Annotated in this window: 23 protein-coding genes and 1 tRNA gene; 14 read left to right on the forward strand and 10 right to left on the reverse strand. The window is 41.8% G+C overall.

From position 1 onward, the window contains the following. Positions 1–91 precede the first annotated feature (91 nt). Positions 92–673, forward strand: coding sequence for a VanZ family protein (locus MZO41_RS04885; RefSeq protein ID WP_013356017.1), 582 nt, complete (start codon positions 92–94; stop codon positions 671–673). Positions 674–687: 14 nt separating this feature from the next. Continuing rightward, complete coding sequence (locus MZO41_RS04890) at positions 688–1,086, forward strand: hypothetical protein (RefSeq protein ID WP_033098933.1); 399 nt, start codon at positions 688–690, stop codon at positions 1,084–1,086. A gap of 148 nt (positions 1,087–1,234) precedes the next feature. Here MZO41_RS04890 and MZO41_RS04895 read toward each other — a convergent pair. After that, positions 1,235–1,307: transfer RNA gene (locus tag MZO41_RS04895), tRNA-Ala, on the reverse strand. Positions 1,308–1,360: 53 nt separating this feature from the next. After that, the gene (locus MZO41_RS04900) at positions 1,361–1,732 is read right to left on the reverse strand and encodes a hypothetical protein (RefSeq protein WP_003643535.1); all 372 of its coding nucleotides are present in this window, start codon (positions 1,730–1,732) and stop codon (positions 1,361–1,363) included. A gap of 115 nt (positions 1,733–1,847) precedes the next feature. Here MZO41_RS04900 and MZO41_RS04905 point away from each other — a divergent pair, with 115 nt between their 5' ends. Further along, entirely contained in the window at positions 1,848–2,183 is a 336-nt protein-coding gene (locus MZO41_RS04905) for a hypothetical protein (protein WP_003645529.1), read from the forward strand. 325 nt (positions 2,184–2,508) lie between these two features. Continuing rightward, a complete protein-coding gene (locus tag MZO41_RS04910) occupies positions 2,509–3,576 on the forward strand; it encodes a C40 family peptidase (protein ID WP_013356016.1) in 1,068 nt (355 codons plus the stop codon). A 131-nt stretch (positions 3,577–3,707) separates the two neighbouring features. Here MZO41_RS04910 and gad read toward each other — a convergent pair whose 3' ends face one another. From gad to MZO41_RS04925, 3 genes are all read right to left on the reverse strand, one after another. Beyond that, a complete protein-coding gene (gad, locus tag MZO41_RS04915; protein ID WP_033099018.1) occupies positions 3,708–5,111 on the reverse strand; it encodes a glutamate decarboxylase in 1,404 nt (467 codons plus the stop codon). A gap of 172 nt (positions 5,112–5,283) precedes the next feature. Beyond that, positions 5,284–5,481 (reverse strand): LBP_cg2779 family protein, encoded by a 198-nt coding sequence (locus MZO41_RS04920; protein ID WP_003643006.1) that lies wholly within the window; start codon positions 5,479–5,481, stop codon positions 5,284–5,286. Positions 5,482–5,582: 101 nt separating this feature from the next. Further along, positions 5,583–7,244, reverse strand: coding sequence for a phosphoenolpyruvate carboxykinase (ATP) (locus tag MZO41_RS04925; protein ID WP_013356014.1), 1,662 nt, complete (start codon positions 7,242–7,244; stop codon positions 5,583–5,585). Between the two features lie 337 nt (positions 7,245–7,581). On the opposite strand from MZO41_RS04925, the gene MZO41_RS04930 reads away from it, so the two are divergent. Further along, entirely contained in the window at positions 7,582–8,220 is a 639-nt protein-coding gene (locus MZO41_RS04930; protein WP_003645533.1) for a TetR/AcrR family transcriptional regulator, read from the forward strand. 160 nt (positions 8,221–8,380) lie between these two features. Continuing rightward, positions 8,381–8,884 (forward strand): MarR family winged helix-turn-helix transcriptional regulator, encoded by a 504-nt coding sequence (locus tag MZO41_RS04935; protein ID WP_003643003.1) that lies wholly within the window; start codon positions 8,381–8,383, stop codon positions 8,882–8,884. A 481-nt stretch (positions 8,885–9,365) separates the two neighbouring features. On the opposite strand, the gene MZO41_RS04940 is transcribed toward MZO41_RS04935, so the two are convergent. After that, on the reverse strand, positions 9,366–10,103 hold the full coding sequence (locus MZO41_RS04940; RefSeq protein ID WP_013356013.1) for a helix-turn-helix transcriptional regulator: 738 nt from the start codon (positions 10,101–10,103) through the stop codon (positions 9,366–9,368). Positions 10,104–10,404: 301 nt separating this feature from the next. Between MZO41_RS04940 and MZO41_RS04945 the strand changes: the two genes are divergently transcribed. The 3 genes from MZO41_RS04945 (at position 10,405) to MZO41_RS04955 (ending at position 15,762) form a co-directional block, all read left to right on the forward strand. Further along, positions 10,405–11,214 (forward strand): WxL domain-containing protein, encoded by an 810-nt coding sequence (locus MZO41_RS04945; RefSeq protein WP_003643001.1) that lies wholly within the window; start codon positions 10,405–10,407, stop codon positions 11,212–11,214. A gap of 61 nt (positions 11,215–11,275) precedes the next feature. Then, positions 11,276–12,310: a WxLIP family cell surface protein gene (locus tag MZO41_RS04950; protein ID WP_058906937.1), complete on the forward strand. Its 1,035-nt coding sequence runs from the start codon at positions 11,276–11,278 to the stop codon at positions 12,308–12,310. Positions 12,311–12,354: 44 nt separating this feature from the next. Beyond that, positions 12,355–15,762 (forward strand): WxL domain-containing protein, encoded by a 3,408-nt coding sequence (locus MZO41_RS04955; protein WP_033098934.1) that lies wholly within the window; start codon positions 12,355–12,357, stop codon positions 15,760–15,762. A 96-nt stretch (positions 15,763–15,858) separates the two neighbouring features. Here the strand turns inward: MZO41_RS04955 and MZO41_RS04960 are convergent, their stop codons facing one another. Next, positions 15,859–16,827, reverse strand: coding sequence for a DUF1002 domain-containing protein (locus MZO41_RS04960; RefSeq protein WP_003642998.1), 969 nt, complete (start codon positions 16,825–16,827; stop codon positions 15,859–15,861). A 248-nt stretch (positions 16,828–17,075) separates the two neighbouring features. On the opposite strand from MZO41_RS04960, the gene MZO41_RS04965 reads away from it, so the two are divergent. The 4 genes from MZO41_RS04965 (at position 17,076) to MZO41_RS04980 (ending at position 19,498) form a co-directional block, all read left to right on the forward strand. Next, a complete protein-coding gene (locus MZO41_RS04965) occupies positions 17,076–17,399 on the forward strand; it encodes a membrane protein (RefSeq protein ID WP_003642997.1) in 324 nt (107 codons plus the stop codon). 31 nt (positions 17,400–17,430) lie between these two features. Further along, positions 17,431–18,003 (forward strand): TetR/AcrR family transcriptional regulator, encoded by a 573-nt coding sequence (locus MZO41_RS04970; RefSeq protein WP_128650816.1) that lies wholly within the window; start codon positions 17,431–17,433, stop codon positions 18,001–18,003. Position 18,004: 1 nt separating this feature from the next. Further along, entirely contained in the window at positions 18,005–18,523 is a 519-nt protein-coding gene (locus MZO41_RS04975) for an O-acetyl-ADP-ribose deacetylase (protein ID WP_003645538.1), read from the forward strand. Positions 18,524–18,670: 147 nt separating this feature from the next. Then, positions 18,671–19,498 carry an undecaprenyl-diphosphate phosphatase gene (locus MZO41_RS04980; RefSeq protein WP_003645539.1) on the forward strand — a complete coding sequence of 276 codons (828 nt, stop codon included), beginning with the start codon at positions 18,671–18,673 and terminating at the stop codon, positions 19,496–19,498. A gap of 182 nt (positions 19,499–19,680) precedes the next feature. Here MZO41_RS04980 and MZO41_RS04985 read toward each other — a convergent pair whose 3' ends face one another. The 3 genes from MZO41_RS04985 to MZO41_RS04995 all read right to left on the reverse strand — a co-directional run bounded on the left by MZO41_RS04985 (position 19,681) and on the right by MZO41_RS04995 (position 21,692). After that, positions 19,681–20,022 carry a YxeA family protein gene (locus MZO41_RS04985; RefSeq protein ID WP_013356009.1) on the reverse strand — a complete coding sequence of 114 codons (342 nt, stop codon included), beginning with the start codon at positions 20,020–20,022 and terminating at the stop codon, positions 19,681–19,683. A gap of 442 nt (positions 20,023–20,464) precedes the next feature. Next, positions 20,465–20,926, reverse strand: coding sequence for a threonine/serine exporter family protein (locus tag MZO41_RS04990; protein WP_011102150.1), 462 nt, complete (start codon positions 20,924–20,926; stop codon positions 20,465–20,467). A 13-nt stretch (positions 20,927–20,939) separates the two neighbouring features. Beyond that, positions 20,940–21,692, reverse strand: coding sequence for a threonine/serine exporter family protein (locus MZO41_RS04995; protein WP_003643522.1), 753 nt, complete (start codon positions 21,690–21,692; stop codon positions 20,940–20,942). A 140-nt stretch (positions 21,693–21,832) separates the two neighbouring features. Here MZO41_RS04995 and MZO41_RS05000 point away from each other — a divergent pair, with 140 nt between their 5' ends. Further along, positions 21,833–22,693 (forward strand): aldo/keto reductase, encoded by an 861-nt coding sequence (locus tag MZO41_RS05000; protein WP_003643521.1) that lies wholly within the window; start codon positions 21,833–21,835, stop codon positions 22,691–22,693. The last annotated feature ends 207 nt before the right edge of the window (positions 22,694–22,900 follow it).

Below are 22,900 nucleotides of genomic sequence, written 5' to 3' on the forward strand. Positions count from 1 at the left end.
TATTCTTTGAAGATTTGATTATTAGCCAGATAATCTAGTATAACGGCAAAATTTTATAGCCGGAAATAAATTTATGGGAGGTAATGTAATTATGATGATTAATGGTCATGGCTTTGGCCCAGACTATATTGTTGATTCTGGGGTTGTATTAATTGTTTTAATCCCGCTATTTTTGGCAATCCTTGTTAGGCAAATTTCTAAAAAACGCGTGACTTTTTTTAGAATAAGTGGATTGATAATGTTTTTTATCTATATTTATGCTCTGATAAAAGTGACGATTTTTCCGATGATGATTTTTAAATTTGGATCAAAAGCATATCGTTATGGTTTCGGAAAACAGTATCTGGCTAATTTTAATGTTTTGGAAATTAGTAAGTACACACCAATACAAATTTGGGGCAATATTGCGCTAATACTACCACTGTCGATTTTGATTGCCTATCTTTGGCCGCACAAATTGAGTGCGTTTAAATTTAATATTTGTGTAGGAATACTTACAACTATTGGAATTGAGATGACACAATTAATAATGGCCTTTTTCTATCTTGGAAGTAGAACGTTTGATATAAATGATCTCATTTTGAATTTGCTAGGTTACTTATTGGGATTTTGTATTTATAAAGTGATAAAACCAATATTTAACATAGAATCAGATATGTTTAGAGTTTTTTAATTAAAGGAGAAGATATGAAAAAAGCTATTTTACTAATGACTATGATCTTATTTGTAAGTGGAACAATCACATTAAATGCATATGCAGCATCTCAAAGTGTCAATGTTTCATATAAAACTTACGGATCAGCGAATGGACGATCCAATGGTAAAACTAATGGTGTTTGGCACTATTTGCGAAATGGAAAGTATGGGTATTTAAAGATTACCAGTAAAACAGGTGCAGGAAAAACATACGCTAGCTTATATCGTAGTGTAGTCGGTCCAGATAAAAAGTTTGGTACTGTAAGAACTAGTAAAGGTTCACATAAGTTTTCTGGAAAACTAAATAAAACGAGCGGTAGTTATTATTTGATATGTTACGGGGGCAATTCGTCAGTTACAATTCATATAAGAGGAAAACTGCACGATTAGTTTATTAGGTAACAAACGAATAAATAGTATTTGTTTTGAAATAACGCAATGTTACTTAAAAAAGTGCAAATGTAACTTAGAAGCGAAAACAAGGTGTGTTGCAATCGACTTCGATTGCAACACACCTTGTTTTTGATGTCTATTAAAATGGACCCTACCGGATTTGAACCGACGACCTCCTGCATGCGAAGCAGGCGCTCTCCCAACTGAGCTAAGGGCCCAATACACTTTTAGTATACCGCAAAATGCTAGTCGTGCAAGTCTAGTTTGGTCATCAATGGCGACTAGCACGATGATTTTGATTGCCACGAATTTTATGCACTCGTCGTTTGTACTGTGCTTTTTGGTTGCTGACAAACTTGAAGTGTTGCATTTTGCCGCCGAAGACTTGACCATTCAGCCTTAATTTTAGCCAATCTTGCATAACGGCCATCATTGAATTAATTTGGGTGATCCGTAATTTGTCATGTTGTTGTTGTGCTAGTGGTAATAAATTAGTAGCTAACTGATTAACTAATTTTTGATGGTAGGCCATTAATTCGGGTGTTAATGGGGCATCGGTATAAGTATTAAATAATTTTTGGATTGTTTGAAGCGCATCTTTGATGTCGGTTGGTTGATAATAACGATTGTCTGTATTCGTCAAGTTAATTTCCCCTTTGTCATTTTAGTATAGCAAATTTTATTTAAAAAGCATGGTTTAGCGTGGTCAAAGTCAGCGGTGGCGGTTACAATAGGGATAAATTTAGGAGGTGCGCATCATGACCACAGTAACCGCATTGGAAACTCAAGCAGGCCAAGTCTTGGATCAATCCTACGCCCAGTTTAAACAAGCCCAGTTGGCGCTGGGCAAAGAGCAGATATTTGCTAATGCTGCTCAGATTTTTACGGTCGGTGAAATTGCTGCCGCGACACGGCAATATTTATTTGACGAAGAGATCGCACAGCAAGTGATCAAGTTGCAAGACCAGGTATTACCGACCATGTATCAACAGGGACAAAGTGGCGAATTCTTGAAGTTGAACTTTACGGGTAATGATATTCGATGGCTATTAGGATTACCGCGAACGCATCATCGCCAACGAATATCTAAATAGTCCAAATTAGCCGAACGTTTGGTCGTAATTAAATTGAAATTTAACCGAATTTCCAGGAATTGTCACTGGAAATTCGGCTTTTTAAAATAAAAATAACTTTTTTTCGTCAAAGTTGCTAAATAGTTTCAAATTTTAGTAATAAAACGATGCCGGTATGATAGGGTTTCAGCGCGAAAATGTTACGATGGCTAATTATTGTTACGGTTTTGTAACTTTCGTAACATATTGTTATTTTGCTGGTATTGGTATGTAACACAAATTGAGTAGTATAGACGTTGGCTTGAAGTACATACGTGACATTCTTTTTGGAGTGATCATTATTAAAGTGAAAGTAAATATTAAACAAGTGATGTTAGGAACTGCTGCTTTAGCTGGTATGTTAGTTACTAGTCAAGCAGTTGCCAATGCCGATTCAATGACAATCAAAGCAGGGGATACTGTTTGGGCATACGCACAAAAGTACCATGTTTCTGTTGACAAGATTGCTGAAGCTAATGGCTTAAGCAACCCTAACTTAATTATTGCTGGTAAAACCATCAATATTCCTGGCGTTAAAACTGGTGAAAAGGTTACGACTAAGACGACCACTGCTAGTGCAAGCAGTGCTAAGTCAACTAGTGCCGCAACTTCAACTAGTTCACAAGCTACTAGCGCTGCTGCTACCAGCTCATCAACTACTAGTGCAAGTAGTACGAGCCAAGCAGTATCAAGTAGCTCAGTAGCTGCTCAATCAAGTAGCACTTCAACTGCTAGTGCAAGCAGTGTCACTTCAAGTGCTTCAACGAGTTCAGTAGCTTCACAAGCTAGCTCAAGTGCTGTAACTAGTTCAGCAACTTCACAAAGCTCAGCTAGCCAAAGTTCAGCTTCACAAGCATCACAAAGCTCAACTTCAGTAGCATCGTCTACTAGCACGACTGCAACTAGTACGCAATCAGCTGCTACTTCAACGAGCTCACAAGCTAGCTCAACTGCAAGTAACACGACTAGTTCATCAACAACGACTGCTACTGCAACGGCCTACAGTGCTTCAGCATCAACTAGTACATCAACGACTAGTTCAACTGCATCATACAGTTCAGTAATTGCTGCTGCTAAGACCTTCATTGGCACACCTTACGAACAAATGGATTGTTCTGCATTCACGCAAGCTGCCTTTGCTAAGGTTGGTCGTTCAATCGGTCGGACCACATATGCTCAAGCTACGATTGGTACTCACGTATCATTCAGCCAAGCCCAAGCTGGCGACTTGATTTTCTGGGGTTCTGATTCAGCACCTTACCACGTTGGGATTTACTTAGGCGGTGGCCAATACATCGCTTCACCAACTTATGGTGAAACTGTTTCAATTAAGAGCACAGCTTACTACACACCAAGCTTTGCTATCCACATGTAATTAATATCCCTTAAATGGATAAATAGCATCATCCCGGTTCGTCAGAATCTGGATGGTGCTATTTTTTGTATCCACGAGTGATAATAATTATTTTCTGAAGTTTAACTATTTTATCAAAATAACGTGATGATTCAGTGTGTGAATCCGTATTTCTTAGGTGCCGCGTCATGATGATAGACAATGTGGGCGTGGTTTAAGTCATGGACAGCCTTGGTCAGGTCATCCATGAAATCGTGGGCCATATTCATGCCAAAGTCAGCCCGAACGACGATTCGTTGGATGACTTGTTGTTCCAGATTAGCAGGTAAAGGATACGTTGGTACTTGCCAACCGTTCATTAATAGGCGATCCGATAAATCATAAAGGGTCCATTCACGATCTTCGCGCGGGGCTAGTTGGTAACAAATCAGGGGGAGTTGGTGTCCGTTATTGATCATCTTAAACTCACCAACTTTATCCAGAGCGGCTGCCAGGTAGCGGGCAACATCGTGAGTCTTTGTTTGAATCTCGCGGTAACCGTCCATACCAAAGCGAATGAAATTATAGTATTGTCCAATGAGCTGGGCTGCACTATGTGAGAAGTTGATCGCCATTGTCGGCAACTCCCCACCTAAATAACTAACTTTGAAGACTAATTCTGGCGGTAAAAACTGACGATCACGCCAAACGACCCAGCCGACCCCGGGATAAACTAAACCGTACTTGTGCCCGGAGGCGTTGATCGAAACGACGTTAGCCAACCGGAAGTCCCAGATGAGTTGCGGCTCAATAAATGGGGTATAGAAGCCACCTGACGCTGCGTCAACGTGAATGTAGACTGGTAATTTGGGATGCTGATGATTGTAGTGAGTAACGACCTTATCGAGTGCGGCTAGGTCGTCATATTGACCGGTATAAGTGATGCCCATGATACCGACGATACCAATTGTGTATTCGTCCACGTAGTCTAAGACGTGGTTAACGTCAAGGACCATGTGTTGCTCATCCATTGGGACCACGTGCATGTCAACGTCCCAGTAGACACAAAACTTTTCCCAGCAAACTTGATAGCCAGCCGAAATAACGAGGTTAGGTCGATGGGCATTCAGATCTAAACCTGCCGCTTGAGCGCGTTTACGCCAGGCGAATTTCATTGCTAAACCGCCTAACATACAAGCTTCAGAGGAGCCAATCGTAGAGGTACCCGTAAAGTGTTCGTCATCAGGTGCGTGCCACAGATTGGCAATAATGTTCACACACCGATTTTCAATCTCGGCCGTGCGGGGGTACTCAGATTTGTCGATGGCATTCTTAGCCAGCGTATCCTTCATCAATTCAACGGCTTCGGGTTCCATATAGGTCTGACAAAAAGTTGCCAGGTTCAGTCGTGAATTGCCTTCATCTAATAATTCATCACGAACTAAGCGATCGGCTTCTCGAGGGGATAATGAATGCTTTGGTAACCGATACTTAGGAAGATCATGTTGTTCAGAAGGCGCACCAAAGACTGGTTCCAAGTATTCTTCAGCTTCATGATTGTGTTTACCGTATAACATTGCCATGTTGGTCACCCTTATCTTTATAAGTTGTGCCGAGTATAGCACGAGGTGATAACAGGGTAAATTAAAATGCAATCTGGATGGTAGGTAACAAAAAAACTGGTCGAATGGACGACCAGTTTTTAGTGAGGATCTTTGCGCCAATTAGGCTTTATCGCTGAACTAGCAGTTAAGCTTTGGCTTTGCTATTCATGAATTTCTTCAACAGTTGCAATTCTTCCTGAGTTGGCGTTGCTTCACCAGATTTAATGTTGTGAATCCGTTCAACTGATAATTGACTGCCAAACGCAAGGTCGTTATCTGTAAGATGGTGCTCGCGTTCAAAACTGATGAGCTTTTCTGATAATTGACTTAATGGTAGTTCCATGCTCCTCACCCCGATTTTTAGAATTCGTAAAAGTTCAGTGCCATATACCTGCTACTTTTATTATAACCTTAATTGGTCTGAAGCGGGGAACGAATGCCATCCTATTTTGTAATTGGTTGTTTTAATTGATCTTGTAGGTGGACTAGAATATCAGTAATCTCATGGGGAAGCTGGTCATGATTGTTGTGTTGATATTGATCAATGAAGTTAGCCCGAATTCCTAAACGAGTGGCGACCAAGTTACGGTAGTCTGCATTGGCATAATCAACTGGGAAATCAGCTAACTTTAGGTTTTGCATGTGCTCCAAGCCTGCGAATGACTCCCACTTGGTCGTATCATTGACAATGGCTTCCAGCGCACCCAAGGTAATTTCCTTAGGAATCTTCTTATCGCCAAAGAAGCCAGTATTCAATAGATAACAATCTAAATGGCGTTCTTCGAAGAGTGCCTTGAAATCATGGTAATCTTCTGATAGTGGATAGACCCTAAATGGGTTTGCAAATGGTTCGATCACTAGGGCGTTACGGTCGACATTACCAATAATATTTTCGGCCGAGCTCCGTTTGGTCGCTAAAGTGGCGCCGAATGTCGCTGCTAATACGGGATCATCTACTTTAATCACGGGTGGTAAGCTATCATCTTTCATAATCCAGAAGATTGCATTGATGGGAGCGGCTTCCTTATCAACCCGGTTAGTCGAAGCGTACCGTGACTTGATCGTCCGGCCGTTACCGTTGCGCAGATCTTCAGTGACAAGGACCTTGCGACCCTGATCGTCTAAGGTGACGCCGACGTTTTGGATCGTCATAAAATACTTGGTCTCATCGGACGTCATCGGATAGTCGTTGGTTTTGTCAAAGTAAGAGGGCTCGAGGGCCACGGAACTACCATCCTTGCGATTGATGACAAAGGCGTCGTCGTGGAGAACGGTGATATCGTATTTATAGCCGTGTTTAGCGTGGGTTAGTGTTGACTTACCGGAACCTGATAACCCGAACATGGCGAAGACTTGGTCTTGCTTGTCCTTGAAGTGGAAGGCCTTCAAGCCACCGTGACAAGCAACGAAGCCGTGACGATGGGCGATCGACCAAGCTAAGGTCAAAGTCGATTTCTTCAACTCACCAAAGTATGGCATTCCTAGAATGGCAGCCGTATTATGTTGCGGATCAAAAATAGCCAGGCCGTCTGGATAATCTGGATCATGGTAAGTAGGGTCAGCGTAAATGTAAATATCGCCTTCTGGATAAGCAACGGACCGATCGAACATTTCTTGATAAGCAGCGGTGATGGGCTGGAAGTTAAGCATGTAAGAAAGTAGATTATTGGCAAAACCGTCCGGAATCGCGAGGTGGGCCCGCACGATGAAGTCTTCGTCTAAACCGACCAGAACGTCCGTCGTGATGAAGTCCTTGTGAGCACTAGCAAATAGTGCTTGGCGTAGGCGACCGGCCATATCGGCTTCGCTAACGCCCGGGTTGCCTAGAATCCGGCGCGCTTGTGCGGTTCGGCCAACAACCTTACCCGTATTGGCAATCAACATTTTTGCATCAGCTGGTAAGCCTAAATCCGTTGCGCGATAGATTGGGAGGTCCGTAATAACGGTTCCGGGGTCCTTAGTAGCGCGGTGGTAAGCGGCAGCGATATCATCAACGTGGTGCATATTATTACCGTAAAAGGCCGTTTCGACGGTAGAACGGATCTGTGAAAAGATCGGATTATGGCGACCGATATCGGCTAATTGATAAGAATTTTTAGTGCTCATATTGTAGCCTCCCTGCAAGTTGATAAGTTAATTTTAGCACAAACTTTCACATAAGAAAGCGTTTTCTTTTTTGGCTGATGAATAGCTGCTAGTGCGTTTAGACGATTAAGACGTTAAGCCGCAGTGGTTGTTAACTAACTTGTAGTTGGAAGTACTCGCGGATTTTATTGATAAGTAATGATCATTTTGATAGTTGAGGCTGTTATTAATTAACTTTCCAATTAAATTATCACTTGCGTTCAAAGCTATATTAGTATAGTTTATTAAAAGAGAATGATTGAAAATCAGTGATAGGGAGGCACCTTTCTTGCCACGAAGAAGGAACACGCAACGGCGAATGGAGATTGTTAATACAGCGTTTCGCTTGTTTGCCGAGCAGGGGTATGCGAACGTTCAGATGAAGGACATTGCCATTGCCTGTGATATCAGTAAGTCGTTGCTACAACACTATTTCCCGAAGAAAATCGTTTTATTAAGTACGATGTTAAATGAGTTGACGCTTAGTGCTTTTATCTATAGTAATGAACAGCTGACCATGCTGTCTTCGTATCAGCGAACAATGATTCAAATGAGCTTTGTTTTACGGATGTTAGATGAAAATCCGACCATGGAACACTTTATTCAGGACATCTTCGAGAGTCCGGAACTGACGACTGAGATGGTGCTAGTGACACTAGACTGGCTAGAAGCTATCGGCGTAGAAGGTGAAGCTGCTATGATTAGATACGCGTTGAACTTCGCGTTATCTGGTGGTATGGCTGTTTTTTTCAAGCGTAAAATTCTAAGAGCTAGTGTTGGCATGATTGCAGAAAATATCGACCAAGCGTTTTACTTGTTATTAGGTGAGAATACTGAGAAAATTGATCAAATTTATTTGAGCACAGCCAAGTATAATACTGACTATTATTATCAGCAATTCATCACGTATCTGCATAAACACGCGACCCTTGACTTGAGTACTGAAATAAAAATTTAATATTAAAGTAATCTAAATTACTTGTATTTCGTAAAATATACTAGTACACTTTAAAGCGGGGAAATGATAAACGACGCTTACTAATTTATGAAAAAAGTATGGGGCGAATTATGATTGGGAATTTAATGATAATTCGACTAGTGAAAGGGAGACTTGAATAATGAATGAAGATATGGAATTTTTTAATCGCTTTAGCCATATGTATTTACATGGCTTTAAAAACTTATCAGATATGTTTGCTGAACCTGCAACGGAACATGGGATTACTTTGGATGAATTTTACATTTTATATGATATTGCTGAAGCAAAAGGTAAGATCCGTCTGATGGATATTGCCGAAAGTCACGGTGTGACGCGTTCAGCAATCTCACGCTTAATTGGTCGCTTATTACGGAAAGATTACTTATATCAAGAAGCTGAAGACCATGACCGTCGTAACAAAGTTTTAAAGTTAACACCAGAAGGCGCTCGGATTGAACATGAAGTCTTTACTGAATTGATTCAACGCAACCGGGAATGGCGTCAAAGCTTCAGTTTAGCTAAACAATATCAGACTTTGAATTTGGTTGAAGAGTTTATGGACAAGTTTGTTAATGAAGATGCTAGCAAGCAAACTAAAAAGGCAACGTATGCTGATACTGATTTGAAGCGGGCTGAAGCTTAATTGAGTGTCAGTTATAATTAAAGATAATTACAAAAACAACCCTGTTGGCGTCTTTTGGTGCTAACAGGGTTGTTTTTGTAATCATTAATGACCACTGATCGTGATTCGGAAATGATCAAGACGATAGGTGCTATGAAGTCTCGATGGTAATAGGTGTCAAGCTGGTTGTTTGCGCTATCAGATATAATCCGTGCTTGTACTTAAAATAAGACTTATTAGTAATTATTTTTGGAAAAAGTGAGCGCTTACTGTTTGTATAGTAGTCACATTGATTGGGTGATTTGTATAAATAAGACGAGCGGACAAATACTCGTCTTACTCATATGAACTTTGGTTGCCTTTTAACCTAATAGCGCGTTCAAGGTTTGGTTAGGAGCTTGCTTGATATTGCAGAATTAATATCAAGTTTAAGAGTGATTAAACTTATATGCGAATTTTAAAACACAAAAAAATATTTTATTGTACAAAGTAAATATCCTATTTATTCTTCTTTATAAAAAATTTGATTCAACTCGCGATATTTACTCGGAGTAATATCGAATTCTTTTTGAAACTGGCGTGCAAATTCGGCGCTATTGTAGAAGTTGATTCTTTCTGCAATTTCACCTATAGGAAGATGGGTATTAATTAATAATTGCTTTGCTCGCTGTAATTTAGCGTGGCGAATGTAGAAGTTGATGGTAAACCCTAGTTCTTTACGAAATTTACGCTTAGTGTATTCAGGATCTAACGTCAGTTCTTCTAAGATGGTATTTGCTCTTAATGGCTCATCGCAATGATTATCAATATAATAGACAACTAGCGCGACTTGCTTAGAGAGGCGGGTACCATCAATTGGAATATCAAGTGTATCAAGATTGCTAAAATAATTGTTAACGATTGACTCTAAAAGTTGCATAAAATCATCATTCGTTAGTGTTGTTGTTGTGAGGTAATGCAAAATGTCCTTTCTTAAGTTAACGAATGTGATCATGTTCAAATAATGATAAAAGCTGACACTTGCTAGATCACAGGTTAGTGAAATTAAGGCTTCTTTTAGAATGAGTGGGCGGACGTTGTATAAGTTATCCTTGATTTTGTGATTAAATCTATTGATATGTTCCAAGGCGTAGTCAAGACAACGCTTTTCGAAAAAATAACTTAAATCATGTTCCAATATAGCAAAATCAAAATTGAAATCGCGTTCTGTTTGAGAAAGTTTGAGCTCTGGAAAATTCAATGGACAGTTCCTCCCCCATAAGTTACAAAAATAGTGAATTTTATACAAATAGTAAACGTACATAATAGTGTACTTGATTAACTTTAATTGGTATGCTTTAATTGGTTCAAGGATAATGACTGATTTAAGTTATCCAGTATAGACATATAAATATTCTTCGTCAATTAGTTTGCTAAAAGTTTATTAATAAAGGTGAATTTATAATATTGATTTAAATATTAATATGTTTGTACAAAAAGGTATTACGCGCTATTGATGAAGAAGATTAATATGCTAATTAAATTTTAGGGGGAATTGACTTATGACAAAGTCACGTACGCTCAAAGCAGCTATGCTGGTTTCAGTAGCCAGTATTGCTTGTTTATCATTCAATAATTTAGGAGCTTCCGCGGACACCTTGCCTTCAACTGGAAAGTCTCAAGCAGATGTTTCGTTTACGTCTAACGGTGGTTCGACTAATCCTGTTGATCCAGACAATCCGGATAATCCTGGCGGCGGTGGTACTGGGAACAACGGGCCACTTTCGTTAGATGCGGTACCAACGTATCTTAATTTTGGGACGCATACGCAACCTAATGTTGATACGGCCTACACTTTACTTTCAAAAGATGCTAGTCAGGAGAGCCTTGCGACAGCTAATGATGATAAGACCCAAAATGTGACGACTAGTGGTAAGAAAAATGGTAATGATATCATTTACACGCAAGTTTCTGACTCACGGGGGACTGGTGCTGGCTGGCAATTAAAGGCACAGCTTTCTGATATTACGGCTTCTGACGGCCAAGTGTTAACGAACGCGTCAGTTGTTTTAAGTGGTGGGACACCACAATATCTGACAGGGGAAGCTAATCAACAATCTTGGGTCACTGCGGCGGATGCGAACCAGGCAACCGTTGCAACACCAATTGTGCTCAATGCCGGCGCTTCATCGACAACCGATGTTGCAACAGCCACGGCAGGGTCTAAAGTTGGTGACGGTCAAGGTATGGGAGTCAACCAACAATACTGGAATATTAATAATGTGCAATTACATGTTAAAGGTGGTCACGCAGCCGCTAAGAATTATTCAGGGAATATTGTTTGGACATTGAACTCGACACCAACGGCTTAATGAACGAAAACGAGTGGCTATGTTGAATAGTTAACTCGTTTTTTTGAAGGGAGGCCCTTTTATGAACGGCTGGAATAAGAAGCTATTATTAGGGATGTTAACCCTAATAATGACTTTGTTGGCTGGTATGACTGTGATTGGCCATGCTGCTGACACGGCCAATAATGCGGTAACTTTTGATGTTCAGCCAATGCTTAATGAAAAGCAACAATTATCAAAGGACGCTTATTATTGGGATTTTAAAATTCAACCGAAGAGAACATATTCGTTAGCGATGCGTGTTAATAATCGCTTAAATCATGAAATTAAAGTCAAAAATCAATTCCTACAATCGTATACTAATGCGAAAGGTGTTATTGATTATGGTGCTGCTAATCTGAATGATGATACTAGTTTAAAAGTAAAACTAGCTGATATTATTACCGTACCGGATGAGGAAACGACGATTCCAGCTAATAAATCACGGATCGTGCGGGCACAGTTAAAAACGCCAACGAAATTGAACAAAGGGATTATTTTAGGAAGTTGGCAAGTTAAAATTGCAGATCAACATCTTAAAACTAAGGGGGCGACGTTAACTAGCGAATATGCCTACAATGTGGGGATCAAACTAACGTCAAATCGTGATCCATTGCCAAAATTACGCTTGGCTGATGTTCAATTAAAAAAGCGGAGTGGCATCAAGACAGTTATCGGTAATATTCAAAATTACCACGCTTCAATTCTAGGCAAAGGGACTGTCACTGCCTACGTTAGCAAAGCTGGGCAGACCAAAAAGCTCGCGGTGGCTGATCTAAAAAGTAGTTCGATGGCTCCTAATTCTAACTTTGACTTACCATTAAAGTGGCGTACTAATCGGGGGATCATTTTACCTGGGACTTACACTCTATACGTCAAGTATCGAACTACGGATGAAAAGTTCGCTAAGCCGCATGTCTGGTCGCTAAAGCAAGATTTTGTAGTTGGCGCTACGGATGCTGTTAACGTCACGTCTCCAACTACTTGGGGTTGGTTGATTGGTATCGTGTTTTTAGTATTATTGCTCATTGCTTTAATCATATTCTGGGTAATTAAACGGCGTCAAAATAAGCGCTAAGGGGTGATACTATCAAAAAGCTAAGAGCAATTGTTGTCATATTGATGGTATTGTTACAAGTCATAGCCGCTGGTGCAACGGTAAGCTTAGGCGCCGATATGACCGCTCAAGCAGCTACGTTACCACAGTTAACTTTTGCAAAATCAACGGCTAGCGATAATATTTTAACGAATCAACATTTTGATGTTGAACTACAGATTGGTGATACGGCCTCTAAAATAAATACGATTGATTTACCGAACGAGGTTAATTTAGATGGGCCAGAGGAGTTTAAGCAAATAAAACGAGTTTTCGATGATAGTCAGTACACAACGGGGGATAATGGCGCCTTTACAATTACGGCTAAGCATCTGACAGTTTCGTACAATCCTGATAAGCGCAGGATAACGGTTCAGTGGTCAGATGAATATCCGCAAACGAAGGTACCAATTAGATTAACAGCTGTTAAAGCAGAAAAACTGGCGTTAGTTGCTGTAGCCGATGATCAAAAAGGGCCGGCGTTGAATGTCGAGATTAAGCAACCACAAACGCAGGCTGATCAGGCCAGTACGAGTTCAGCTAGTTCTTCAGCGGCAACCGATACAAATAGTTCGACGGCATCGTCAAGTCGACAAGCGACATCATCAGCAGCAAGTTTGGACAGTTCACGTTCAGCGGCAACGACGCTTTCAAGTCAGGCGGTAAACCAAACGAGTGCTAGCAGTAGCGAGCCTTCACAAGAAACTGCTGCTAATCAATCGTCATCGGTCACGGAATCTGCGGGTGAGACAACTGATAGTTCGGCCAGCATCTCATCGTCATCCACTGCTAGTCAAGTGTTCTCATCAGCACCAACTAAGCAAGCAACGGCGAGTGCCAAATCTAGTCCATTAATACCAGTCACTCGTTTAGCTCAGCTGAGTTCGAATGTGGTTGATGTTAGTCAGTGGTCTCAATTAGTCGATGCTTGGAAGGATGCGAGTGTTGATGAAATTAATATTACGGCTGATATTAGTAATCCGACTGCCGCTTCAGGTGCTTTGGATTCACGATTATCCGGTAATATTATTGTGAATGGAAATGGTCATAGCGTGAATATTGGTCGGGCTGGTTTTCATACCCGAAATAATACTGCAACTAGCGGTACGATGTACACGGCCACTTTTATGAATTTTGCATCATTAATCGGATCTTTTGGAAATGATGCGGGTTTGATTGGCTCATCCACCGGTGGCGATGGTGCCGGAGGGGCTTTGAATTGGACATTTAATGTTAGTAATATTACGGTCCCAAGTGGGACTAGTTATACCAATACAAGTCGGCGATTTGTCAGTGCGCAAGGGAACCAAGTCAATATTACCGGCAATTGCCGAGTAACAACGGTTCGAGAAAACATCTTATGTGGTGGCCTTGATGTAGCTGCTGGACAGACATTCACTGGATCGAAAATAGCCAATGGTGATGATAATTCATTTATCTGGTTTGTTTATGACTATCAAGGAACTGGTAATCGGCAAGTTAATGTTGAAGAAGGCGCGACGCTAAATTGTATTCGACGACCTGCTAGTTCTACGTCAACCGCCTATACTACCTATCCGGTTATTTTTGATGCGTATGAAAGTATTAATGTGGGTAAAAATGCCACGTTTAATGCTAGCGTGCCAGGAAATGCATACTCTAACAAGTACTTTTATGGGTCACAATATCATCGTAATTTTTACGCGGATACTGGTAGCACCGTTAATCTAACGTCACTAGCTAGAAGTCAATCGCCAATCTCTTTTTCTGATAATGCAACTTCGACGATTCAAAGTAGTAGTGGTGCCAATATTTATGTAATTGCTGCTACGGGAGCACCGCTTATTTCGGGAAATTACGCGCGTTTGGCTACTGTTCGATTTATTAATCCGAACAACTTGGATTTACGTAATAGCTCAACTGGAACGACTGCAGCGGCTAGTTCGATTAACCAAGATAATGTGGGCACTTTTGAAATCCAAGATAGTAATATTAGCTTGTGGAAATTAGCATCATCGGTTACGGGCGGTGCGGATTATTCGTATAGTAACGTATCTCAGTTATTACAACAGGGTTCAGCAGTGACGGCCACGGATAGTAATTTGCAAAGTAATTATTTATCTTCTAAAATGCGTCGGATTAGTGCCACTAACCAGAAGCCACAATTAGCATTTAATAATCCGTATGATGGGACAACCAAGCTAACAGATGCGGATCAGAAGCTGCGGACGCGAGTCATTGTGGCGATGGTTCCTGATACTAATGGTGTTCAAGATGACGGAACGGTTAATTATATTCCACAGTATGCTAGTGCAGGGCAATTAACCGTGAGTTATAGCGTTAATGGTAAAACAATCACTGCCCAAACTGATAGTAATGGCTACGCAACAGCTAATGTCGGGACCTTTTTAAAAGCTGGAACGACGGTCACAGCATCGACTAGCAATACCAGTGGAACGACGGTCACGGCTACCGGGACGGTGGTTGATGTGACGCCGCCTAATCCGGCCACAATGGTATCACCGGACCCCATTAGAGTTTCAACAGGAACGGTGAGTGGTCAAAATGGAGAGCCAGGTGCGCAGGTCACATTAGCATTGAATGGGCAGATTCAAACTAATGTCAAAACGGTTGTCAATGCCAATGGGACTTGGTCACTGAACTTAACCGGATTATCGTTAAAAATTGGTGACAAGATTATTATTTATATGGCTGATAGTCTAGGAAATCGTAATCCTGATCCTAATAGTTATCCAAATGGGCAGCAGTATCATGATGCGACTTTCCAACCAGCACCGATATTTACAGTAGCTAAGGATTTAATCGTCAATCCAATTGATCCTGATGATCCTAGCAAGCCTGGGACTGGCGGGACGAACAATTTGGGCCCGTTATCGTTGGACGCTGTACCTACACATTTGAACTTTGGACAGCACAGCATTCCAACAATGGATACAGCGTACCCATTGTTGTCACCATCAGCCGCTGAAGACCAATTGGCTACTGCTACTGATGGACAGAAGTATGCAACAGTTGGTGGTCAGAAAAATGGGCAGGATAGTGTGTATACACAAGTGACTGATACACGGGACACCCCAAGTGGTTGGCAATTGACGGCCCAATTATCAGCGTTGACAGCTACTGATGGGACGACCATGACGGGTAGTTACGTGACGTTAACATCAGGAACAGCGCAATATTTGAATGCTAGTACTAGTAAATGGGTTACGGCAACTGACCAAAATCAGGCAACCTTACCAGCCGTGATTAAGTTAACCCCAGGTGCTACCCAACAAACGTTAATAGCTGGGACGACTAGTCAACAAGGCGTCGGGACTAATCAACAAATTTGGAATGTTAATAACGTTGCGTTGCACGTCAAGGGTGGTCGTGTGATGGCTAAAAATTATTCTGGAACTATCACTTGGCAATTGAATAGTTTGCCAAGCCAGTGATCGTTATTTAATGGTATGCTTCAAGGCTTAAAAAGAATCGGACGACAAAACTGATTGCAGTTTTGTCGTCCGATTTTGAGTATCCGAGATTAATAATTAGCCAAAGATTGATTTGAAAATAGAGCTGAAGAAGTTAACAATCGCGCTCCACATTTTTTGGAGCAAGTTTTGATTTTCTTTAGTATTGAGTTTGCTGAAGACACCCTTGGCATTTGATTGAATGTTCTTCATCAACGAGTTGGCTTGAGTCTTAAAGCTTGAAGAATCTAATGCACCTGAATCACGGATCTTGACTAACAAATTAATAATTTCAGTCTTTTGATTATTAGTAATGACATTTGTTAAATTGTTATTGGTAATTTGTTGATTGACAATGGTCGTGATTTCGTTTTTAGTGATGTTACTTCCTTTTTGGGCCATTTCCTTTTTGGCACCAGCCACAGCGTTGTTCAACTGGGAATCAGTATAACCATCCTTGCTCTTATTTGCTTGGGTGATGCCACTGAGAGTACTTAACTCATCTTGGGCGGCGGTTACTTGCTTCGTGTTTAAGCTGTTACCAGATTTTGCGTACGCTGCGTAAACACCGGCTAGTGCGCCCGAACCGTCGATTGGAGTAGCTGATGTGACGTAAATATTAGCATCGGTAATCCCAGCCGTTAGTGCGGCGTTTTTATACTGGTTAGCCGTAATAGTGGTGATGTTATTACTACCATTATAATTTAAAATTTTGACATTAATTCCAGAACCAGAACTTGTTTTTTGAATCATCGCACTGGACCACACACCTGAGCTACTTGTGAAACTTTCACCGGATGGGTTGAGGTATTTAACTAGAGTATCGCCGTTAACAGTTAGCGTCTGATAATCGGCACCGTTCAAGCTAGCCGTTAACGTGTTGATCGTCCCAGTCTTTTGACTGCTAGTCAGGCTACTGCCTAATGTGACAATTGGTTCATCGCTGCTACTGTCAGCGTGCGCAAGGACTTGCCAGCTGCCAAGCCCAACGATCAGGGTGGCAACGAGGGCAACCCATTTAAATTTGAAACTCATTCGTTTCGTCATTTTCTTTTCCTCCGCATCTTAACTAATGCACCTAAATCCTAACATGAACCGTTCGCTCCCGGGTTGTACAGTGGCAACTAGCGATTGCAAGGTTAGGTTATGTCATTATTATAGCAGACCGTGGTCGTAAGTTAACATTCGGCGCGTAACCTTGGGAGAGTCCTAAGTATTTTAACAATTTGTTTATTATTTGCCGAAGTACCAGACTTTCGCTATACTCGAAATAAATATCGGGGGAGGTTATAACAATGACACAAAATCGGGTGATTAACGCGTTGAGCTATTTAAGCATTTTATTCTTACCAGTTTTATTTCCATTAATTGTTTGGTTGCTGACGAGTACTAATCCGGAAGCACATCGGGTTGCAGGACGGGCTTTTTGGTTACATTTGTTGCCGACAATTTTAGGAATTACACTGCTCGTTATTTTAGGCGTTAGCGGTATTTATATGGACAGTATCGTTAATAGTGGCTGGTTGGCCGTGGTTCTTTTAGCGGTATTTGGATTAGTCGCAGTGGCTAGCTACTTATGGTCGATTATTCGCGGAATTCAGTATTTAATTGCTGATTAATGTAGTAGCGTTAGGTTCAGGAGGGTTTAGCATGGTTGTTAAGGACGCATCAGTGGTTGAAACAGCAATGATGATTCAATTTTGGCAGCGTGGTTATTATCAAACGACAGTTGACGACTTGCTCACCGTTAGCCAGTTGTCACGAACGCAGTTTTATCGCCAGTATCACAGTAAGCGGGTTGCGTTACGCCGTTCACTTGAACGCTATCAAATAACGTTAGATGAACAACTTGATCAATTGATTCAACGTGAGCGGGCGCGGCAAACACCATTGCCCGCTTTAATTGCGGCTTGTTTGCGACTGCCGTTTCAGAGTGAACGGTGGCCAGCAGGATGTTTGATGGTGAACCTGATGGCCGAAATTGGGTCGCAGGATGCGTCCTTGATGGCCCAACTGCAAACGATCTATGCTGATTTACAGACCCGACTCGTCGGTTTACTTTCACCTCAGGCTAAAGCCTTACCGACCACGGTCGCTGAGGCTGCAGCAAGTTTAATGCAGGTTCGCAGCGGCATTCAGTTATTGGCAAAACATGATCCTAGTGGGGCACAGCTAAAACAACAGGCCCAAACGAGTGTTAATCTGATTATGGGGGCAGTTTAAGATGGTTGAGATTAAAGTCATTCACGGTGATATTACCAAAATGACCGTTGATGCAATTGTTAATGCGGCCAATACGAGTTTGCTTGGTGGTGGCGGCGTCGATGGTGCCATTCATCGGGCAGCTGGGCCAGCATTGCTGGCTGCCTGTCGCCCATTACACGGTTGTGCAACTGGTGAAGCCAAAATTACGCCGGGCTTTCGACTACCGGCGAAGTATGTGATTCACACGCCGGGTCCCGTTTGGCAAGGTGGCCAGCATAATGAATTACAATTGTTAGCGAACAGTTATCGCAACAGTCTGAATTTGGCCGCTGAGAATCATTGTCAAACGGTTGCTTTTCCGTCTATCAGTACCGGCGTCTATCACTTTCCGCTATCAATTGCGGCACCGTTAGCGTTAAAAACGTTACAAGCAACTGCGCAGACAACGGCCCACACGGTTCAGACAATCACGATTGTTTGTTTTGATGACCAAACGCAAAATGTATTTAGTACGGCGTTGGCAGCGCTGACAAATTAATCTTTACCAAAAAAATACACATGGACGCTACTATCTTGAGTAGCTGCTTGCTATAATGTTGATATACCGGCCATCGGGGATGGTCGTAAATCTTTATGTATTGGGATTATCAAGCGATAATCATTGCCAACAAGAAAGGAATCCATTGTGTTAGATATTTTTAAAGCGGTAATCTTGGGGATTGTTGAAGGGATTACTGAATTCTTACCAATTAGTTCAACGGGGCATTTAGTCCTAGTTGACGAATTTATCAAGATGCAACAGTCCACGCAGTTTACGGATATGTTCAACGTTGTGATTCAATTAGGGGCGATCATGGCGGTCGTTGTCCTGTATTTCCATAAACTAAATCCGTTGTCACCACGCAAGGATACCACGGAAAAGCGAAATACTTGGGTTCTCTGGAGTAAGGTGTTATTAGCGGTCATTCCATCAGTGATCGTGGGGCTACCGTTAAATGATTGGATGGACGAACATTTAATGAATTGGGCGGTCGTTTCTGCCACGTTGATTATTTATGGGGTCCTATTCATTGTGATTGAAAATCATAATAAGCGCTTAACACCCCGCTTTGCTAATCTACAAACGTTACCTTATACGACGGCATTGTTCATTGGGTGCTTCCAGTTGCTCTCGTTGATTCCAGGGACTTCACGTTCCGGTGCAACCATTTTAGGGGCTATCTTGATTGGAACTTCACGCTACGTCGCAACTGAGTTTTCATTCTTCATGGCAATTCCAACAATGTTTGGGGCGTCATTATTGAAGCTTGTGAAATTCTTTGCTCACGGTGGTTCTTTAGCTGGTTTGCAAGGAGCAGTCTTAGCCGTTGGGGTGATCGTGTCCTTCGTAGTCGCTTACTTATCGATTCGTTTCTTGTTGGATTACATCAAGAAAAACGACTTCAAGGCGTTCGGTTGGTACCGAATTGTCCTGGGGGTACTTGTGATTGGCTACTTTACGTTGATTCATTAAATACTAGAAGCGTAACTTTTGGCTAAGCTTGTTGCCGCAAATATCATGAATAAATAAAGTCAGCGACTATAAATTAGTTGCTGACTTTTTAGATTATATCATTACTAGTAATGGATGGACCGTCATAACGATTGGATAAGTGATAAACCAATCGTTATGACGGCTTTTTTGAAGTAATCGTGTTACCGATGAACTAATTTATAGTTGGTTACGCCGTACCTTTGATTGAATGTGATTCTGACAATTTGTCCGCGTTTGAATGGGGCTGGATCAGCAGCAACTGTATTAAAATGAAGATACTTTTTTTCGCCCTTAGAATTAGTTGCTAGTCCTTGGTATTGATACCCAGTAGCTGGGACATTGACCGGTAGTGTAATGGGGGAAGTTCCGGTACTACTCGATATTTTCATGTAGTAGTAATGACCGCCATATCGAAAAATAAACCAACCAACATTTATCAGAATTGAGATTATTAATAATAAGGTGAGCAGCCATTCGATGAGATGATTAGACTTAGTATTCATTGTAATATTCTCCTCGTATACTACTTTTTAAGGCTTCGCAATCACATTGAAATTGCAGCTGTAGAATCTTAATTAGGCAGTATTTTAATTGAATTTACAGTTTTGAAAAATATTAATGAAGGTCATAATTTTATACCAATCGTACCAAGGGTATTTTCTTTTCCTCTAAGCTTATTTTGTCAGTATCTAAATAATAAATTGAGCTTTTCTCCCTCCAAGTTAGAAAATCGCGGGTTAAATACAATTATTATTGTAAATGTTGCAGGCTTATAAGCCCACAATTTGAACTATATTAGACCTATTAACTTACTTTTATTGTAAGTACTTAGTAAAAGGCATTATCTATTTTTTGCTAATCATTTAAGAAGTCTAGCAGCTGCAAATCAAGATAACGTGGTGTCATTTTGCTAACCGACAAAGATGCACTAGCTGATTTTCCTGATTAAACAAAGTGTAAAGTAATGCGATTGATAAATTCAGCGACGAGAAAGCCAATTGCAATCACGCCAGCAATAATGACAACTTGTACAAAGTACTGGTAGGCCAAGTCTGGTTGACCAGTGACCAAGTTACGAACGACTCGATAAGACTGGCCACCAGGAACCAGTGGGACCAGACTTGGGATATTAAAGATGATCATCGGCATTCGTTTGTAGCGTGCGGCCATACCGCTAGCGACGCCAATCACGATAGCTGCGACGAGGTTACCAATCGCAAGTTTGGCGTCGATTCCTAATGGCAGGATGTGATAGAGGACCTCATACGTAAACCAGCCAGCAGCACCGACCCAACCACTGAGGTTAACGGCGCGACGCGGAATATTGAGAAGTACCCCAAAACCAGCCGTAGCTAAGTAAGCTAAGATAATTTGAAATAAACCGGTTGTTAAGAGCCAATGTAGCATGTCACGCCTCCTTTTAGTAGAAAAATGAAGTCAGTGCGATACCAACACCAATCGCACACGCGGATAAAACGGCCTCTACAGCGCGGGCAGGACCACTCAGCAAGTTACCCGTCATTGTGTCACGGACGGCATTAGTAATGGCGACACCCGGCACTAATGGCATCACAGCGCCAATAATGATGGCGTCGGGATGATAATGACCGTTAGTGAGATAAAAGCCGAGTAGGGTAATTAGACCAATAATAAAAGCGCCCATAAATTCGCTGAGAAACCGAATTGACCCCAGCCGATTGATCCAATAAAAGGCAGCAAAACCAGCCAACCCGGCTAGCCCACAAGTGATCAAGTCGGCAGGAGTTGTCCGCCCAGTAAAGGCGACCATCAACGGCACACTAACGACAACGGCCGCTAGACATAACCAGCTGAATGGGAAGGTCGGTACGGCTTGATTGACCCGTTCGAGGGCTGCGGCAAATTCAGTTAAATCAATATCGTGATTAGCAAACTGCCGTGACAGGCTGTTGACCTGATCCACTTTTTCGAGGTCCATACCCCGATTATGGATTGCTCGCACTTCGCTAGTGGCATTTTCCGGCAAGGAGACGGTAATCCCTGTTAACAGTACGAAGACCTGCGCGTCAGGGTAGCCCGCGTTGGTTGCAATTCGTTGCATCGTGTCTTCAACTCGTTTGATTTCAGCCCCATTTTCTAGCAAAATGGCGCCGGCCAATAACGTGGTTTTTAACATAACTGCCGTATCGCTCATCAAAACCCCTCCCACATCAGAATGTTTATATTTTCTCACGAATTTTGCGTATCGTCATTAGTTTGGAACAGAATGTTTGCCGGAAGTGGTCGGTTATGGGTAGAATTATCTTAACAAATAAATTCTTGGAGGCATTTTTGATGACTGCATTGACTAAACTCACCGATACGTACACGTTAAATAACGGCACTAAGATTCCGATTGTTGGTTTTGGAACGTGGCAAACACCTGATGGTCAGGTTGCTTACGATTCCGTATTAGCCGCATTAAAGGCGGGGTACCGGCACATTGACACGGCGGCGGCCTATGGTAACGAGGAAAGTGTTGGTAAAGCTATTGCCGATAGTGGTGTGGCACGTGAAGACCTATTTGTCACGACCAAATTATGGAATGCCGACCATGGCTATGACGCTGCCAAGAAGGCGCTGGATACCTCGTTGGCTAAGTTAGGTTTGGACTATGTTGACCTCTACTTGATCCACTGGCCAAACCCAGCCGCAATGCGCGACAATTGGGAACAATTGAACGCCGATACTTGGCGGGCAATGGAAGAAGCTTACACGGCACGTAAAGCACGGGCTATCGGGGTTTCTAACTTCCGTCCTAAGCATTTAGACGCGCTGCTTAAGACAGCCAAGGTTGTGCCAGCCGTTAACCAAATCTTCCTCAATCCTAGTGATATGGAAGATGAAGTTGTGGCCTACAACCGCAAACATGACATTTTATCAGAAGCTTATAGTCCATTAGGTACTGGTAAGATCTTCAGTATCCCAGAATTAAAGACGTTGGCTGATAAGTATGATAAGAGCGTTGCCCAAGTTGTGCTACGTTGGTCATTACAACACGGTTTCTTACCATTACCAAAATCAGTTCATGCGGATCGGATTAAACAAAATACGGAATTATTTGATTTCGAACTCAGCGATGATGATATGAAGGTCATTGATGGTTTCCACGGTGTTGCCGGGTTAGCTAATGATCCTGATCAAGTTAATTTCTAAGTTTCATTGTTATTAAGGATGCAGCCACTGGCAGCATCCTTTTTATTTGGCTAATCACCTAATTGTCGGAGTCAGCTAGTTAAATTAGAAAATTCGTTGTTATCGTAAAAAGTGTGGCGCGGCCGCTTAATAATATGAGGTAGGCCCCTAATTAGACTAATGAAACGTCATAAGATGTCCGATTGTTGACTAGCAACCTGACTATCA

Origin of the sequence: Lactiplantibacillus sp. C232, from assembly GCF_023806725.1 — a bacterium.
Lineage (GTDB): Bacteria > Bacillota > Bacilli > Lactobacillales > Lactobacillaceae > Lactiplantibacillus > Lactiplantibacillus plantarum.